The following is a 15,029-nucleotide window of genomic DNA, read 5'->3' as shown; positions in this document are numbered from 1 at the left end:
CGCAGTGTTTGTGGCACGGGCCTCGCCAAATTACCCAACGGCCCCGGCCTCCGCCGGGGCGACGTTTATGCCCGTCGCGGCCGTTGCTTCGCCGACACCGACTGGATCACCAGCCGCCCCTCCCCGGCCGGATCGATCGGCACCCGCACGTTCGCCGCCGCCGCGTCGAGCAGCGCGTGGACGCGCGCATCGTCCACCAGCGCAGGCGTCAGCTTGATGTGCCGCATCGTCGCGCCCTGCCCTTCCATCAGCCCGTCCGGGTCAGCAAGGTCCGGCCCGTTCGCAAGAAATAGGCTCGCCCAGCGCGGATAGAGCGCCACCGAGCATACCGCCTGGCTCGCCTTGCCGCTGGCCGAGAAGGCGATCGCGAGCGCATTGTAATTGTCGTAGACCAGCACCGTCGCCCCCGGCAGCCGCGCCATCACCATCGCCACCGCCGCCCGCGCAACGCCCGCCACCTCCGGCGTGAAGCGATCGATCATCGCGTCGAGCTGCGCTTGCGGGTTCACAGGGTTCCTCTCGGGGGCCTTCCTATATTAGAGCCACGACCATGTCCCGCGCCCGCGTCCTCGTCATGAACTCCGCACTCGGCCCGCTCGACTACCGCGTGCCGCACGGCATGGTCGTCGAGCCCGGCTCGGTCGTCGTGGCGCCTTTGGGCCCGCGCCAGTTGCTCGGCATCGTGTGGGAGCCCGAACGGATGCCGTCCGATGCGGAGGTCGGCGACAATCGCCTGCGCAATCTGATGGGCGTGCTGCCGGTGCCGCCGCTCGCCGATCCGCTGCGACGGCTGATCGAGTGGACGGCGGATTACTACCTCGCCCCGCCCGCCGCCGTCGCGCGGATGGCGCTCGCCTCCACCTCGGCGCTGGAGGGGGCGAAGCTCGTCACCGAATATCGCGCGACCGGCGAGGTGCCCCCGCGCCTCACCCCGCAGCGCGAGCAGGCGCTGGAGCGCATCGGCATCCACCAGGGCCTCATCCGCGAGCTCGCGACGATCGGCGGCGTGTCCGACGCGGTGGTGCGCGGGCTCGTCAAGGCGGGCGCGTTCGAGGCGGTGGAGGTCGATATCGACGCACCCTTCCCGCTGCCCGATCCCGCGCACGGCGTGCCCGCCCTCTCCGCCGACCAGCGCGCCGCCGCCGCCGCGCTCGTCCGCGACGTCGAGGCCGAGGCGTTCCAGCCGACCCTGCTCGACGGCGTCACCGGATCGGGCAAGACCGAGGTCTATTTCGAGGCGATCGCCGCCGCCATTCGCGCCGGCAAGCAGAGCCTCGTCCTGCTCCCCGAAATCGCGCTGACCGAGCCCTTCCTGAAACGCTTCGCCGCCCGCTTCGGCTGCGCGCCGGTCGCCTGGCACTCGGGCCTGCGCCAGTCGCAACGCAGGCGCGCGTGGCGGCAGATCGCCGAGGGGCAGGCGCTCGTCACGGTCGGCGCGCGCTCCTCGCTGTTCCTGCCCTATCGCGACCTCGGCCTGATCGTCGTCGACGAGGCGCACGAAACCAGCTTCAAGCAGGAGGAGGGCGTCCACTACCACGCCCGCGACGTCGCAGTGATGCGCGGCAAGTTCGAGGGCTGCCCGGTCATCCTCGCCTCCGCCACCCCCGCCATCGAAACGCGCCAGCAGGTCGCCAACGGCCGCTATGCCGAGCTCAAGCTGCCCGGCCGCTGGGGCGCCGCCGAGATGCCCGCGATCCAGCCGATCGACCTCATCGCCGAACCGCCCGAACGCGGCCGCTGGATCGCGCCGCGCCTCGTCACCGCCATCGAGGAGACGCTGGAGCGCAAGGAACAGGTGCTGCTCTTCCTCAACCGCCGCGGCTACGCCCCGCTCACGCTCTGCCGCACCTGCGGGCACCGCTTCCAATGCCCCAATTGCACGTCGTGGATGGTCGAGCATCGCCTGACGCGCCGCCTCGCCTGCCACCATTGCGGCCATGTCGAACCGATCCCGCGCGCCTGCCCGGAATGCGGCGCGGAGAACACGCTGGTGCCCGTCGGTCCCGGCGTCGAACGCATCGCCGACGAGGTGAAGCTGCTCTTTCCCGAGGCGAAGGTCGCGGTCGTCACCTCCGACACGATCTGGTCCCCCGCCAAGGCCGCCGAGTTCGTGGCGCGGATGGAGGCGCACGATATCGACATCATCGTCGGCACGCAACTCGTGACGAAGGGCTATCATTTCCCAAATCTCACGCTCGTCGGGGTGATCGACGCCGATCTCGGCCTCGAAGGCGGCGATCTCCGCGCGTCCGAGCGCACTTTCCAGCAGATCATGCAGGTCGCCGGCCGCGCCGGGCGCGGCGCGAAACCCGGCCATGTCTACCTCCAGACGCACAGCCCGAACGCCGCCGTCATGCGCGCGCTCGTCACCGGCGACGCCGATGCCTTCTACGCCGCCGAGACCGAGAGCCGCCGCGAGGCCGGTGCCCCGCCCTTCGGCCGCTTCGCCGCGATCGTCGTGTCGAGCGAAGACCTGAACGCCGCGCAGGACACGGCCAAGGCCATCGGCCGCGCCGCCCCCGAGATCGAGGCGATGCACGTCTACGGCCCCGCCCCCGCCCCGCTCGCCATGCTGCGTGGCCGCCACCGCTTCCGCCTGCTCGTCCACGCGCGTCGCGCGCTCGACGTGCAGGACGTCATCCGCGACTGGCTCGGCCGCCTGGACTGGCCGTCAAAGGTTCGCGTGGTGGTCGACGTCGATCCCTACAGCTTCCTGTAGAGGAACGCTTTTTCGCTTGCGACACCCCCGCAAGCGCATAGTCTGCCCGCGTGACACAAAGGGGGCTTTCGTGATCCGCAAGATTCTGGCGCTGTACCTGGCCGCGATGCCAGTCGCCGCGCAGGCCGAATGGTATCAGGCCGATTCGAAGCATTTCGTCGTCCTCTCCAACGACGATCCGAAGCATCTGCAAGGCTATGCCGAACAGCTCGAACGCTTCGACAAGGCGATGCGGCTGCTGCGCGGCATCGAGGACCGGCCGATCGCGCCCGTCGCTCGCGTCACCGTTTACATCGTCCGCGACGTCGCCGAGATCGAGAGCCTGTCCGGCCCCGGAATCGCAGGCTTTTATAGGGCGCCGGTCAGCGGCCCTGTCGCGTTTGTGCCGAAGATCGACGATGGGCAATCGCACATTCGCGGTTCACGATTGTTCATCGGCACGACCGGCGGAACCTACGACCTCGACGGCAATTCGGTGCTCCGCCACGAATATTCGCACCATTTCATGTTCGACAATTATCCGCGAACCGCACTGCCTTTCTGGTTCGTGGAGGGTTTTGCGGAATTCCACGCGACCGCGACGTTCGGCGCGGACGGCTCGGTCACGTTCGGGGCCAACCCGGCTTACCGCGCCAGCGCATTGGTCGATCGCAACACGCTGTCCGTCCGTCAGGTACTGACTGCCGATACCCGGCGCCTCACCGGCCCGGAGTGGGAGGAGATGTATGGCCATGGCTGGCTGCTGATCCACTATCTTACCTTCGAGCCGAGCCGGCAGGGCCAGCTCAAAGCCTATCTTCAGGCGCTCAACGAAGGCAAATCGCCGATGGAGGCGGCAAGCGTGTTCGGCGATCTCGATGCGTTCCAGCGCGATATTTCGCGCCAGATCCTGAAGCCGAAGATCGACGTGCTGCCCATTCTCGGCAAGGCGATCACGATCGATCCGGTCACGGTGCGCAAGCTCGCGCCCGGTGAGGCCGCGATCATGCCCGCCCGCATCCGCAGCAAGGCGGGGGTCGACACGTCGGAGGCGCCGCGCGTGCTGGCAATGGCGCGGAAAGTCGCCGAGAAGTTTCCCGAAGATCTCGCCGTACAGCTCGAACTCGCCGAGGCTGCGATCGATGCCAGGGACAATGCGACCGCGTCGGCCGCCGCCGAAAAGGCAATCGCGCTCTCGCCGAACGCCGAGAAGGCCTACATCTTCAAGGCGCGCGCGCGAATGGCGATGGCCAAGGCCGCCAAGGTCACGGACGGGGCGACCTGGTCCGATATCCGCCGCACCTTCGTCAGGGCGAACCGGCTGGAAAACGGCGATGCCGAGCCGCTTATGTACAATTACCTCACTTACGAAAGTGCAGGCCAGGCACCAACCGCCAATGCCAAGGCCGGACTCTACACCGCGCTGGATTTGTTGCCCGACGACCCGAAGCTGCGCATCGCCGTCATCCTGCAACGCGTGGCCGACAACGAATATGCCGAAGCCAAGGTGGCGCTGCGCCCGCTCGCCTTCGCGCCAAGCAAGGCCAACAAACTCGCGCAAGCCTCGGCCGACCTGATCGATGCGCTCGACGCCAAAGACAAGACCAGGATCGACGCCGCCATCGCCCTCATCAAGACCGAGCGCTCGAAAATCGAAAAGGGCAGTTGAGCCGTCGTCCGCTGATTTTCAGCAGCCTGTCTCATTCCCTCTGTCCCGCGGTGCGCAGCACTGGCAGGGTCGCCAGCAATGACTGAGCGCCCTTCCGTCCACCGCACCCCCCGTAGCCACTCGGTTCGTCGCATTTTCGCGCGGACGTCGCGTCACCTCCTCCTCGCGATCCTCGCCGCCTTCGCCCTCGCGACTCCGGCGGGGGCGGACGACATTTCCGCCACCGCGCGCGGCGTCGTGCGCGTCGTCACGATCGCGATGGTCGATAACGAGGTGGTCGGCTTCGGCCACGGCAGCGGCTTCGCGGTCGCGCCCAACCGCATCGTCACCAACGCCCACGTCGTCGAACTGGCGGCGCGCTACCCGCGCAACGTCGTCGTCGGCATCGTCCCGTCGGAGGGGGACAAGAGCTATCAGGGCAAGGTGATCGCGATCGACGCCGTCCACGATCTCGCGCTGATCGAGATCACCGGCGCCAGCGTCCCGCCGGTCGCGCTCTACAGCGGCCCGCTCGACGAGGGCGGGCCGGTCACCGCGCTCGGCTATCCCGGTAACGTCGATCTCGCGACCGCGCGCTCGGCCGCCGACTACATCCACCCGCTCACCCCGATCCGCTCGGAAGGCGTGTTCTCCGGCCGCCGCGCGATGTCGGGGACGCAGGTGCTGCTGCACACGGCCGGCATCGCGCGCGGCAATTCGGGCGGGCCCTTGCTCGATCCGTGCGGGCGCGTGATCGGCGTCAATTCGGCGATCACGCGCGGCGAGGACGGCGATTCGAGCTTCGGCTTCGCCATCGCCGACAGCGAGCTGACCGCCTTCCTCGCCGCCGCCAAACAGCCCTATACGGCGGTCGGCCTGCCCTGCACGAGCATCGCCGAACGCATCAAGCAGGACAGCGACGCCGACGCGCAGACCAGCGCGAAGGCCGCCGCCGCGAAGCAGGACGCCGCCGCCCGCGCCGCCGCCGCGCGCGAGATCGCGCTCGCCAAGGCCCGCGCCGAGATCGAGAAGAACCGCGACGACGTGATGGCGCTCGCCACGCTGATGCTGGTGCTGGGCTCGCTCGCGGTCAGCGGCGGCGGCTTCCTGGAACTGCGCGACGAACGCCGCTGGGCGATCGTCGCGGCCGGCGCGGGCGTGCTGCTGATGGGCGGCGCGGTCGCGGTCTATCTCAACCGCCCATTGCAGGAGCCGGTGCTGCCGCCCGCGATCGTCACGTCCGCGCCGCAGCCGATCGCGCCTGCCGCCGCGCTCGGCAAGCTCGTCTGCACGATCGTGCCGGAGCGCAGCCGCATCGTCTCCTCGACGACCGGCGACGTGACGCTCGACTGGGGTGCCGGCGGCTGCGCGAGCGGCCACGACCAGTTCGCCGAGAGCGGCCCCGAATGGGAGCGCGTGCTGATCCCCGAAAACGAGCAGACCGTATCGGTGACGCGCTTCGATCCCGCGACCAAGACGTACACGGCCTTGCGCTATTTCCTCGGCGCCGCGCAGATGGATACGCTGCGCAAGGGCGCCCAGCAAAAGCCCGCCGCCTGCACCGCCAACCCTGCCCAGCTCACCGCCCTCGCCGCGCGCCAGTCCACCATCCGCGCGACCCTGCCGCCCTACCCGAACGAGAAGTTGGTCTACGCCTGTACGGCAGCGTCCAAATAACAGTCCTGCACGGCCGCACCCAAAACCGTTCGTGCTGAGCGAAGTCGAAGCACGAACGGAAATGGCCTAAGCCCGATCCACCCGCCCCGCGAAACACCCCGGCTTGGCATTGTGGACGTGCAGATACGCCACCGCCGGATCGCCGAACATCCGCGCGATCAGCGGCTCCAGCGCCCGCCCGTCCACCACGTCGGCATCGCGCATCATGCCCGCCGCATCGAACGCCCGCACCGACAGCAGCCGCCGCGCGAACTGCGCGGGCACCGCATCCTCATAGCGCGCGGCCACCTCCGCCCCCTCGCGCACGAAGATCGCATGGGCGGAGCGATACGGCGTCGCGACCGGCAGATGCTCGTAATTGACGAGCAGCAGATCCTCGCCCGGCTCGGCATCCTCCAGCGTGATGCGGCAGGGGAAACCCGGCGTCGCATCGGCGCGCATCCGCACCGCGCCCGCCGCTGCAAGCTCGGCATCGCTCGCGCCATACAGGTGGCGGAACGGCGCGGGATCGAGCCCGGCGATGACGAAGCCGCTCACGCCACGCCCTCCCGCTTCAGAAGCGCCAACTTGCGGTCGACGCCCCACGCATAGCCCCCCATCGATCCGTCCGCCCGCTTCGCGCGGTGGCACGGCACGACGACGCCGACCGGGTTCGCCCCGCACGCGCTGCCCACCGCGCGCACCGCGCCGGGCTTGCCCGTCGCCGCCGCGATCTCGCCGTAACTGCGCGTCTCGCCCGCCGGGATCTCGCGCAGCGCCTGCCACACCGCTTCCTGAAAGGCGGTGCCCTGCACGTCGAGCGGCAGATGCTGGTCGCGCTCCGGCGATTCGACCGACGCCACCACCCGCGCCGCCAGATCGGCCAGCGCCGCCCCGCCCGAGACGATCTCGGCCTTGGGGAAGCGCACCCGCAGCGCATCGTCGTCCTCGTCGAACGCCACGCGGCACAGCCCCTTGTCGGTGGCCGCGACCAGCAGGGCTCCGAGGCTGGTGTCGGCCACGGTCCAGCGGATCGTCACCCCCGCCCCGCCTTTCCGCCAAGCGCTCGGGCTCATGCCCAGCCGCCGCGCGCCATGTTCGTAGAAACGGCTCGGCGCCGAATAGCCCGCCTCGTAGATCGCCTCGGTCACGCTGCCCTCCTCACTCAAAGCCTGTGCCGCCCGCCGCGCCTTCAGTCCGCGCGCGTAAGCGGCCGGCGTCACCCCGGTCGCGCGCTTGAACAGGCGGTGAAAATGATGCGGCGCGTAATCGACCCGCGCCGCCAGCTCTTCCAAACCGATCGGCTCCCCACCTTCTTTGGCGCCCGCCTCCAGCAAGGCCACCGCCCGCGCCACCGCGATCCGGTCGCGCCCCGCCTCGTCGGGCTTGCAGCGCAGGCAGGCGCGAAACCCCGCCGCCCGCGCCTCCGCCCCGTCGCGGTAGAAGGAGATGTTCTCGCGCTTGGGGTGCCGCGCCGGGCAGCTCGGCTTGCAATAGATGCCGGTGGTGTGGACCCCGACGATGAAGCGCCCGTCATGCGCCCGGTCGCGCGCTTCGAAAGCGGCCCAGGCGGCGTCGGCGTCGATGGCGTGCTGTGTCATGCCCTCGATATAAGCGAACGCACCCGCCCCCACATCCCGCGCTTTGCGTTCAAAGCCATGCAATACTCCCCCGCCAGGGGGAGGTGGCGCGCAGCGCCGGAGGGGGCGGACTGGCTGCTCTCCGTAGTGGAGCGAGTCGCTTACCTCCCCCTCCGTCGCCTTCGGCGCCACCTCCCCTTGGCGGGGGAGGATTTTGCCGGACGCGCCCAGACTTTCGCACACGCACAATCGCCGCTAGGACGCCCGCGTGCCGGCGCTTCCTCCCCCCGCTCCCCCGCCGACGATCGCCGCACCCGCCGCGATCGAATGGCCCGACACGCCGGTCGCGCGGTTGCAGGCGCTGGCGATGCTGCAGGCGCTCGAACTCGCGCTGGTGACGCAGGACAGCGCCACGCTCGTGCTCGACGATTGGTGCGCGAAGCATCACCTCGCCCCGCCCGGCAGCAAGGTAATCGCCGAACGCCAGCCCGGCGCGGAGAAACCCGCCCCCGCCGATGTCCGCGCAAGCCTTCACGTCGGCGCGGACGAGCCGATCCGCCATCGCCTCGTCGCGCTGCGCTGCGGCGGCCACACGCTGTCGATCGCCGACAATTGGTACGTGCCCTCCCGCCTCACGCCCGAGATGAACCGCCAGCTCGATTCGAGCGATATCTCGTTCGGCCGCATCGTCCGCCCGCTCGATTTCCGGCGCACCACGCTCAGCTCGCAGATCCTGTGGAAGCCGCTGCCCGACGACTGGGACAGCACCGCGCCGTCGCCGCGTGATACCCGCGCAAAGCTCGCGATTCCGCCGCGCGTCATCGAAAACCGCGCCGTACTCGTGCTGCCCGACGGCACGCCCTTCAGCCACGTCGTCGAAAACTATACGGGCGAGGTGCTGGCGGTCGCGCCACCGGCACGATGAAGCTGGGCCTTTGGTGTGCTTGCACATTCGCGAACCCGATGCTAACCGCCCGCCAACCCATCTGAAGGCGCTTTATTCGCCTTCTTTTCGCATGGGGCCATTCGTTAGACCTTCAAGAGGATTTCAATCGCGTGGAGACATCCGGCGGTATTCAAGCGAGCTTAAGCGGGCGCTACGCCACCGCGCTTTTCGAGCTTGCCCGCGACACGAAGTCGATCGACGCGGTCGAGGCGAGCCTCACCACGGTGCGCCAGGCGCTGGACGAATCGGATGATTTCACGCGCCTGACGCAGAGCCCGCTGCTCGGCCGCAAGGACGCCGCAAAGGCGATCGCGGCGACCGCCGATGCGCTCGGCGTCGATGGCACCACGAAGAATTTTCTCGGCGTCCTCGCCGAAAACCGCCGCCTGTCGCAGCTTCCTGCGATCATGCGCGCCTTCCGCAGCCTCGCCGCGCATCACCGCGGCGAGACGACGGCGGAAGTGGCCTCGGCCCACCCCCTCTCGCCCGATCAGGTCGATGCGCTCAAGCAGCAGCTTCGCACCCGCATCGGCCGTGACGTCGCCGTCGATCTGACGGTGGATCCCTCGCTGCTTGGCGGGCTGGTCGTGAAGATCGGCAGCCAGATGATCGATTCGTCGATCAAGACCCGACTGAACTCCCTCGCGCATGCGATGAAAGGCTGATTATGGACATCCGCGCCGCTGAAATCTCGAAGGTCATCAAGGACCAGATCGCTTCGTTCGGCACCGAAGCAGAAGTCTCCGAAACCGGCTCGGTGCTGTCGGTCGGCGACGGCATCGCGCGCATCCACGGCCTCGACAACGTCCAGGCCGGCGAGATGGTCGAATTCTCGAACGGCGTGCAGGGCATGGCGCTCAACCTGGAGGCCGATAACGTCGGCGTCGTGATCTTCGGCTCGGACAGCCAGATCAAGGAAGGCGACGTCGTCAAGCGGACCGGCACGATCGTCGACGTGCCGATCGGCAAGGGCCTGCTCGGCCGCGTCGTGGACGGCCTCGGCAATCCGATCGACGGCAAGGGCCCGATCGTCAGCGACCAGCGCAGCCGCGTCGAGGTCAAGGCCCCCGGCATCATCCCGCGCACCTCGGTTCACGAGCCCGTGCAGACCGGCCTCAAGGCGATCGACGCGCTCGTCCCCGTCGGCCGCGGCCAGCGCGAGCTCATCATCGGCGATCGCCAGACCGGCAAGTCCGCCGTCGCGATCGACACCTTCATCAACCAGAAGGCCGCCCACCAGGGTGATGACGAAACTCAGAAGCTCTACTGCATCTACGTCGCCGTCGGCCAGAAGCGCTCGACCGTCGCGCAGCTCGTCCGCACGCTGACCGAGAACGGCGCGATGGATTATTCGATCGTCGTCGCCGCGACCGCGTCGGACCCTGCCCCGCTGCAGTTCCTCGCGCCCTACACCGGCACCGCGATGGGCGAATATTTCCGCGACAACGGTATGCACGCGCTGATCGTGTTCGACGATCTCTCCAAGCAGGCAGTCGCCTACCGCCAGATGTCGCTGCTGCTGCGCCGCCCGCCGGGCCGCGAAGCCTATCCCGGCGACGTGTTCTATCTCCACTCGCGCCTGCTTGAGCGCGCCGCGAAGATGAACAAGGACAACGGCTCGGGCTCGCTCACCGCGCTGCCGATCATCGAGACGCAGGCGGGCGACGTGTCGGCCTACATCCCGACCAACGTGATCTCGATCACCGACGGCCAGATATTCCTTGAGACCGACCTGTTCTTCGCGGGCATCCGCCCCGCCATCAACGTCGGCCTGTCGGTGTCGCGCGTCGGCTCGGCCGCGCAGACCAAGGCGATGAAGAAGGTCGCCGGCTCGATCAAGCTGGAGCTCGCGCAGTACCGCGAGATGGCCGCCTTCGCGCAGTTCGGCTCGGATCTCGACGCCTCGACGCAGAAGCTGCTCAACCGCGGCGCACGCCTGACGGAGCTGCTCAAGCAGGCCCAGTTCTCGCCGCTGCCGTTCGAGGAACAAACCGCGTCGATCTTCGCCGGAACCAACGGCTATCTCGATACGGTCGCGGTGCAGGACGTGGTCCGCTACGAAGCGGCGATGCTCGCCGATCTGCGTGCGAACCATGCCGGCGTGCTCACCAAGATCCGCGAGACCAAGGATCTCGGCGACGAAGCCAAGGCCGGCCTCAAGGCCGCGCTCGACAGCTTCGCCAAGACCTTCGCGTAAGGCGTAGACCGTGGCGAGCCTCAAAGCCCTCAAGATCCGCATCAACTCGGTGAAGTCGACGCAGAAGATCACCAAGGCGATGAAGATGGTCGCCGCCGCCAAGTTGCGCCGTGCGCAGGAGGCTGCCATCGCCGCGCGCCCCTACGCGCTGCGTCTGGAGCGCGTGATGGCGAGTCTCGCTTCGAAGGTGACCGTCAGCGAATCCTCGCCGAAGCTGCTCGCCGGCACCGGTAAGGATCAGGTCCACCTGCTGATCGTGGCGACGTCGGAGCGCGGCCTCGCGGGCGCGTTCAACTCGAACATCGTCCGCGCCGCGCGCAAGAAGGCCGAGAGCCTGGAGGCCGCCGGCAAGACCGTGAAGATCTACATTGCCGGCAAGAAGGGCCGCGTGATCCGCCGCTTCTACCCCAGCCAGATCGCGCACGATCACGAGATGGGCCACATCAAATACGTCGCCTTCGCAGATGCCAAGGCGATCACCGACGATATCATCGCGCGCTACGAAGCGGGCGAGTTCGATGTCGCCCACCTGTTCTACGCGCGCTTCCAGTCGGCGCTGGTGCAGGAGCCGATCGGCCGCCAGATCATTCCCGTCGCCCTGCCCGCCAATGACGATGCGCCTGTCAGCGACGGCGGTGCAGCCGTGGAATACGAGCCCGACGAGGAATCGATCCTCGCCGATCTCCTGCCGCGCAACATCGCCATCCAGATCTTCGGCGCGCTGCTGGAAAATGCCGCGTCCGAACAGGGCAGCCGCATGACCGCAATGGACAATGCCACGCGCAACGCCGGCGACATGATCAAGCGTCTCAGCACGCAATACAACCGAGCCCGCCAGGCCGCGATCACGACCGAACTGGTGGAAATCATTTCCGGCGCGGAAGCGCTGAAGTAACCGTAAGAAGGTAGGAACGAACCGATGGCAACCGCCCCCGCAGCAGTCTCCAACAACACCGGCCGCATCAGCCAGGTGATCGGCGCCGTCGTCGACGTTTCGTTCGATCAGGGCACGCTCCCGGCGATCCTGAACGCGCTCGAGACCACCAACAACGGCGCACGCCTCGTCCTCGAGGTCGCCCAGCATCTCGGCGAGAACACCGTCCGCACGATCGCGATGGACGCGACCGAGGGCCTGACGCGCGGCCAGACCGTGACCGACACCGGTACGCAGATTTCGGTGCCGGTCGGCCCCGCGACGCTCGGCCGCATCCTCAACGTCATCGGTGAGCCGATCGACGAGCGCGGCCCGGTTCAGACCGAGCTGCGGTCGCCGATCCACGCAGCCGCGCCGCTGTTCGTCGATCAGTCGACCGACAACGCCATCCTCGTGACCGGCATCAAGGTCATCGATCTGCTCGCCCCTTACGCGAAGGGCGGCAAGATCGGCCTGTTCGGCGGCGCCGGCGTCGGCAAGACCGTGCTCATCCAGGAGTTGATCAACAACATCGCCAAGGGCCACGGCGGCACCTCGGTGTTCGCCGGCGTCGGCGAGCGTACCCGCGAGGGCAACGATCTCTATCACGAGTTCCTCGACGCCAACGTCATCGCCAAGGATGCCGATGGCAACGCCATCAGCGAGGGTTCGAAGGTCGCGCTGGTGTACGGCCAGATGAACGAGCCGCCCGGCGCGCGCGCCCGCGTCGCGCTCTCGGGCCTGACGATCGCCGAATATTTCCGCGATGTCGAAGGCCAGGACGTGCTGTTCTTCGTCGACAACATCTTCCGCTTCACGCAGGCGGGCGCGGAAGTGTCGGCGCTGCTTGGCCGTATTCCTTCGGCCGTGGGCTACCAGCCGACGCTGTCGACCGACATGGGCGCGCTGCAGGAGCGCATCACCTCGACCAACAAGGGCTCGATCACCTCGGTGCAGGCCGTGTACGTCCCGGCCGACGATCTCACCGATCCGGCGCCGGCCACGTCGTTCGCTCACTTGGACGCGACGACCGTGCTCAACCGCGCGATCTCGGAGCTGGGCATCTACCCGGCGGTCGATCCGCTGGACTCCACCTCGCGCGTGCTCGAACCGCGCGTCGTCGGCCAGGATCACTACGAAACCGCCCGCGCCGTGCAGTCGACGCTGCAGAAGTACAAGTCGCTGCAGGACATCATCGCCATCCTCGGCATGGACGAGCTTTCCGAAGAGGATAAGCTCACCGTCAGCCGCGCGCGGAAGATCCAGAAGTTCCTGTCGCAGCCGTTCCACGTCGCCGAGGTCTTCACCGGCATCAGCGGCAAGTTCGTGCAGATCGAGGATACGGTGAAGTCGTTCAAGGCCGTCGTCGAAGGCGAATACGATCACCTGCCCGAGAACGCCTTCTACATGGTCGGCGGCATCGACGACGTGATCGCCAAGGCCGAAAAGCTGGCGCAGGAGGCGTAAGCCATCCTTCTAGCCCCTCCCCTTCAGGGGAGGGGTTGGGGGTGGGGCTGAGTCTCACCGAGACCGTCGCCCGCGGCCCCCACCCCAACCCCTCCCCTGAAGGGGAGGGGCTAAGAGAGAAAAGAAATGCTGCACTTCGAACTCGTCACGCCTGAAAAGCTCATCCGCTCGGAGGAGGTCTATATGGTCGTCGTCCCCGGCACCGAGGGCGATTTCGGCGTGCTCGAAGGGCATGCGCCGGTCATGTCAACGATCCGCGACGGCGCGATCGAGGTCTACGCCACGCAGGGCGCGGTGCCGGAGCACATCATTGTCAGCGGCGGTTTCGCCGAGGTCAACGCGAGCGGCCTGACTGTCCTCGCCGAGCAGGCCGGCTGACACCGCCTACCGCACCCGTGCGCGGGCCCCTCGCGCGCGTTTCCCCCATATCCCTGATCGCCGTCGTCTCCGGCGGCGCTGCGCTCGACCAGATCCTGCTGTGGCGCTTTCTCGGCCTGACCGGCAATGCCGTGACGGCGCTCCTCGCCGCAGCTCTTCTCGCCGCCACCGCCTGGCTGATCGTCCGCGCCCAGCGTAACGCCGCCGCCGGCGTCGGCCTCCGCACACTCGCCGCCGCTACCGCCATAGCCCTCCTGCTCTGCATCCTCGGCGGCGAAGGACGGCTGCTCTACGCGACGACCGACTGGCAGGTGCGCGGTGCGGTGCTGCGCGACCTGACGCTCTATCCCTGGCCGTTCGTCTATGACGAACCCGGCGGGCCGTGGCTGCTGCGCGCGCCGCTCGGCATGTATCTGACGCCGGCGCTGATCGGCAAGGCAGCGGGCGGCGTCCGCGCCGCCGAGTTCGCCCTTCTCGCGCAGAACACCGCAACGCTCGCCTGCCTGTTCGGCCTCGGCGCCTTGCTGTTCGAAGGTGCGAAGGCACGGATCGGCGCGCTCGCGATCTTCGCGGGCTTCAGCGGGATGGACGCGATCGGCCAGCTTCTCGCCGGCCAGCCGCTGACGATGAACGCCGAGCGCTGGAACCTCGCGGTCTATTCCGCGCATCTCGATCAGCTCTACTGGGTGCCGCAGCACGCACTGGTAGGCTGGGGCGGCGCGGTGCTCTACCTGCTGTGGCGCGCGGGCAAGCTGCCGCTGGCGGCCGCGCTCGCGCCGCTACCACTGCTCGCGCTCTGGTCGCCGCTGGCGCTGCTGGGCACCCTTCCCTTCGCCGCGCATGCCGCGATCGCCACGCTCGTCCGGCGAGACATCCGCGCCATCGACCTCCTGCTCCCCACCGCGACAGCGCTCTTCGCGCTGCCCGGCCTGCTCTATCTCGCCTCCGGCAGCGATGCGGTCGGCGGCGGCCTCACGCCGCTCCCGTTCCACCAATATGCTGCCTTCGAAGTGCTGGAGGTCGGCCCGTATCTGCTCGGCCTGTGGTTCCTCGGGCGCAGCACGGCGTTCGCCGGCACGACCTTCGCGATCCTCGCCGCGACGCTGCTGCTGATCCCCTACGGACAGGTCGGCACATCGACCGATTTCACGATGCGCGCCTCGATCCCCGCGCTCGCCATCCTCGCGCTCGGCGTCGCCAGCGTACTACTCAGCCCGCGCCAGCCCGGTGAAGGCCTGTGGCGGGGCGTGCTGACGGTGGCGCTCGCCATCGGCCTCGTAACGCCCGTCATGGAGACATGGCACGCCGTCAGCCTGCCGCGCGCACCCCGCATCCTGTGCAGCTATTTCGGCGTCGTCCCCGGTGGGTTCCCCACCTATGTCGCGCCGCTCGCCCGCGTCTCACCCACAATCGCGCCGCGAGATCCCGCGCGAATCGCACCAGAGCATCTGGCGAAATGCTGGGACGGCCCGTGGCCCGAACCGCTGCTCTACATGGATCAGTTGCACTGAGCCGAACCTCGCCAAGCCTCTTTCGCGGTTAGCAA

At 68.3% G+C, this 15,029-nt stretch carries 13 protein-coding genes; 10 read left to right on the top strand and 3 right to left on the bottom strand.

Features of this window, described 5'->3' with window-relative positions; all coding sequences use genetic code 11:
• Nucleotides 1-65 precede the first annotated feature (65 nt).
• Complete coding sequence (locus Q5H94_RS00860; protein ID WP_304559160.1) at nucleotides 66-509, bottom strand: hypothetical protein; 444 nt, start codon at nucleotides 507-509, stop codon at nucleotides 66-68.
• 41 nt (nucleotides 510-550) lie between these two features.
• Here Q5H94_RS00860 and Q5H94_RS00855 point away from each other — a divergent pair, with 41 nt between their 5' ends.
• The 3 genes from Q5H94_RS00855 to Q5H94_RS00845 all read left to right on the top strand — a co-directional run bounded on the left by Q5H94_RS00855 (nucleotide 551) and on the right by Q5H94_RS00845 (nucleotide 6,023).
• The gene (locus tag Q5H94_RS00855; RefSeq protein ID WP_304559158.1) at nucleotides 551-2,719 is read left to right on the top strand and encodes a primosomal protein N'; all 2,169 of its coding nucleotides are present in this window, start codon (nucleotides 551-553) and stop codon (nucleotides 2,717-2,719) included.
• A 70-nt stretch (nucleotides 2,720-2,789) separates the two neighbouring features.
• Complete coding sequence (locus Q5H94_RS00850; protein WP_304559156.1) at nucleotides 2,790-4,367, top strand: hypothetical protein; 1,578 nt, start codon at nucleotides 2,790-2,792, stop codon at nucleotides 4,365-4,367.
• A gap of 78 nt (nucleotides 4,368-4,445) precedes the next feature.
• Nucleotides 4,446-6,023, top strand: coding sequence for a S1C family serine protease (locus Q5H94_RS00845; protein ID WP_304559154.1), 1,578 nt, complete (start codon nucleotides 4,446-4,448; stop codon nucleotides 6,021-6,023).
• 66 nt (nucleotides 6,024-6,089) lie between these two features.
• Here Q5H94_RS00845 and Q5H94_RS00840 read toward each other — a convergent pair whose 3' ends face one another.
• Entirely contained in the window at nucleotides 6,090-6,560 is a 471-nt protein-coding gene (locus tag Q5H94_RS00840; protein WP_304559152.1) for a DUF1203 domain-containing protein, read from the bottom strand.
• The gene (ada, locus tag Q5H94_RS00835; RefSeq protein ID WP_304559150.1) at nucleotides 6,557-7,603 is read right to left on the bottom strand and encodes a bifunctional DNA-binding transcriptional regulator/O6-methylguanine-DNA methyltransferase Ada; all 1,047 of its coding nucleotides are present in this window, start codon (nucleotides 7,601-7,603) and stop codon (nucleotides 6,557-6,559) included. Before ada ends, Q5H94_RS00840 begins: the two co-directional genes overlap by 4 nt.
• Before the next feature lie 247 nt (nucleotides 7,604-7,850).
• Here ada and Q5H94_RS00830 point away from each other — a divergent pair, with 247 nt between their 5' ends.
• The 7 genes from Q5H94_RS00830 (at nucleotide 7,851) to Q5H94_RS00800 (ending at nucleotide 14,994) form a co-directional block, all read left to right on the top strand.
• Nucleotides 7,851-8,507 carry a hypothetical protein gene (locus tag Q5H94_RS00830; RefSeq protein ID WP_304559148.1) on the top strand — a complete coding sequence of 219 codons (657 nt, stop codon included), beginning with the start codon at nucleotides 7,851-7,853 and terminating at the stop codon, nucleotides 8,505-8,507.
• A 131-nt stretch (nucleotides 8,508-8,638) separates the two neighbouring features.
• Nucleotides 8,639-9,193 (top strand): F0F1 ATP synthase subunit delta, encoded by a 555-nt coding sequence (locus Q5H94_RS00825; protein WP_304559146.1) that lies wholly within the window; start codon nucleotides 8,639-8,641, stop codon nucleotides 9,191-9,193.
• A gap of 2 nt (nucleotides 9,194-9,195) precedes the next feature.
• Complete coding sequence (gene atpA, locus Q5H94_RS00820) at nucleotides 9,196-10,725, top strand: F0F1 ATP synthase subunit alpha (protein WP_304559144.1); 1,530 nt, start codon at nucleotides 9,196-9,198, stop codon at nucleotides 10,723-10,725.
• Between the two features lie 10 nt (nucleotides 10,726-10,735).
• A complete protein-coding gene (locus Q5H94_RS00815) occupies nucleotides 10,736-11,620 on the top strand; it encodes a F0F1 ATP synthase subunit gamma (protein WP_304559142.1) in 885 nt (294 codons plus the stop codon).
• Nucleotides 11,621-11,644: 24 nt separating this feature from the next.
• Nucleotides 11,645-13,105, top strand: coding sequence for a F0F1 ATP synthase subunit beta (gene atpD, locus Q5H94_RS00810; protein WP_304559140.1), 1,461 nt, complete (start codon nucleotides 11,645-11,647; stop codon nucleotides 13,103-13,105).
• 126 nt (nucleotides 13,106-13,231) lie between these two features.
• The gene (locus tag Q5H94_RS00805) at nucleotides 13,232-13,483 is read left to right on the top strand and encodes an ATP synthase F1 subunit epsilon (RefSeq protein WP_304559138.1); all 252 of its coding nucleotides are present in this window, start codon (nucleotides 13,232-13,234) and stop codon (nucleotides 13,481-13,483) included.
• Between the two features lie 17 nt (nucleotides 13,484-13,500).
• A complete protein-coding gene (locus Q5H94_RS00800; RefSeq protein WP_304559136.1) occupies nucleotides 13,501-14,994 on the top strand; it encodes a hypothetical protein in 1,494 nt (497 codons plus the stop codon).
• Nucleotides 14,995-15,029 lie beyond the last annotated feature (35 nt).

Source organism: Sphingomonas immobilis (assembly GCF_030580995.1).
Lineage (GTDB): Bacteria > Pseudomonadota > Alphaproteobacteria > Sphingomonadales > Sphingomonadaceae > Sphingomonas > Sphingomonas immobilis.
This window is presented reverse-complemented; position numbering and strand designations above follow the sequence as displayed.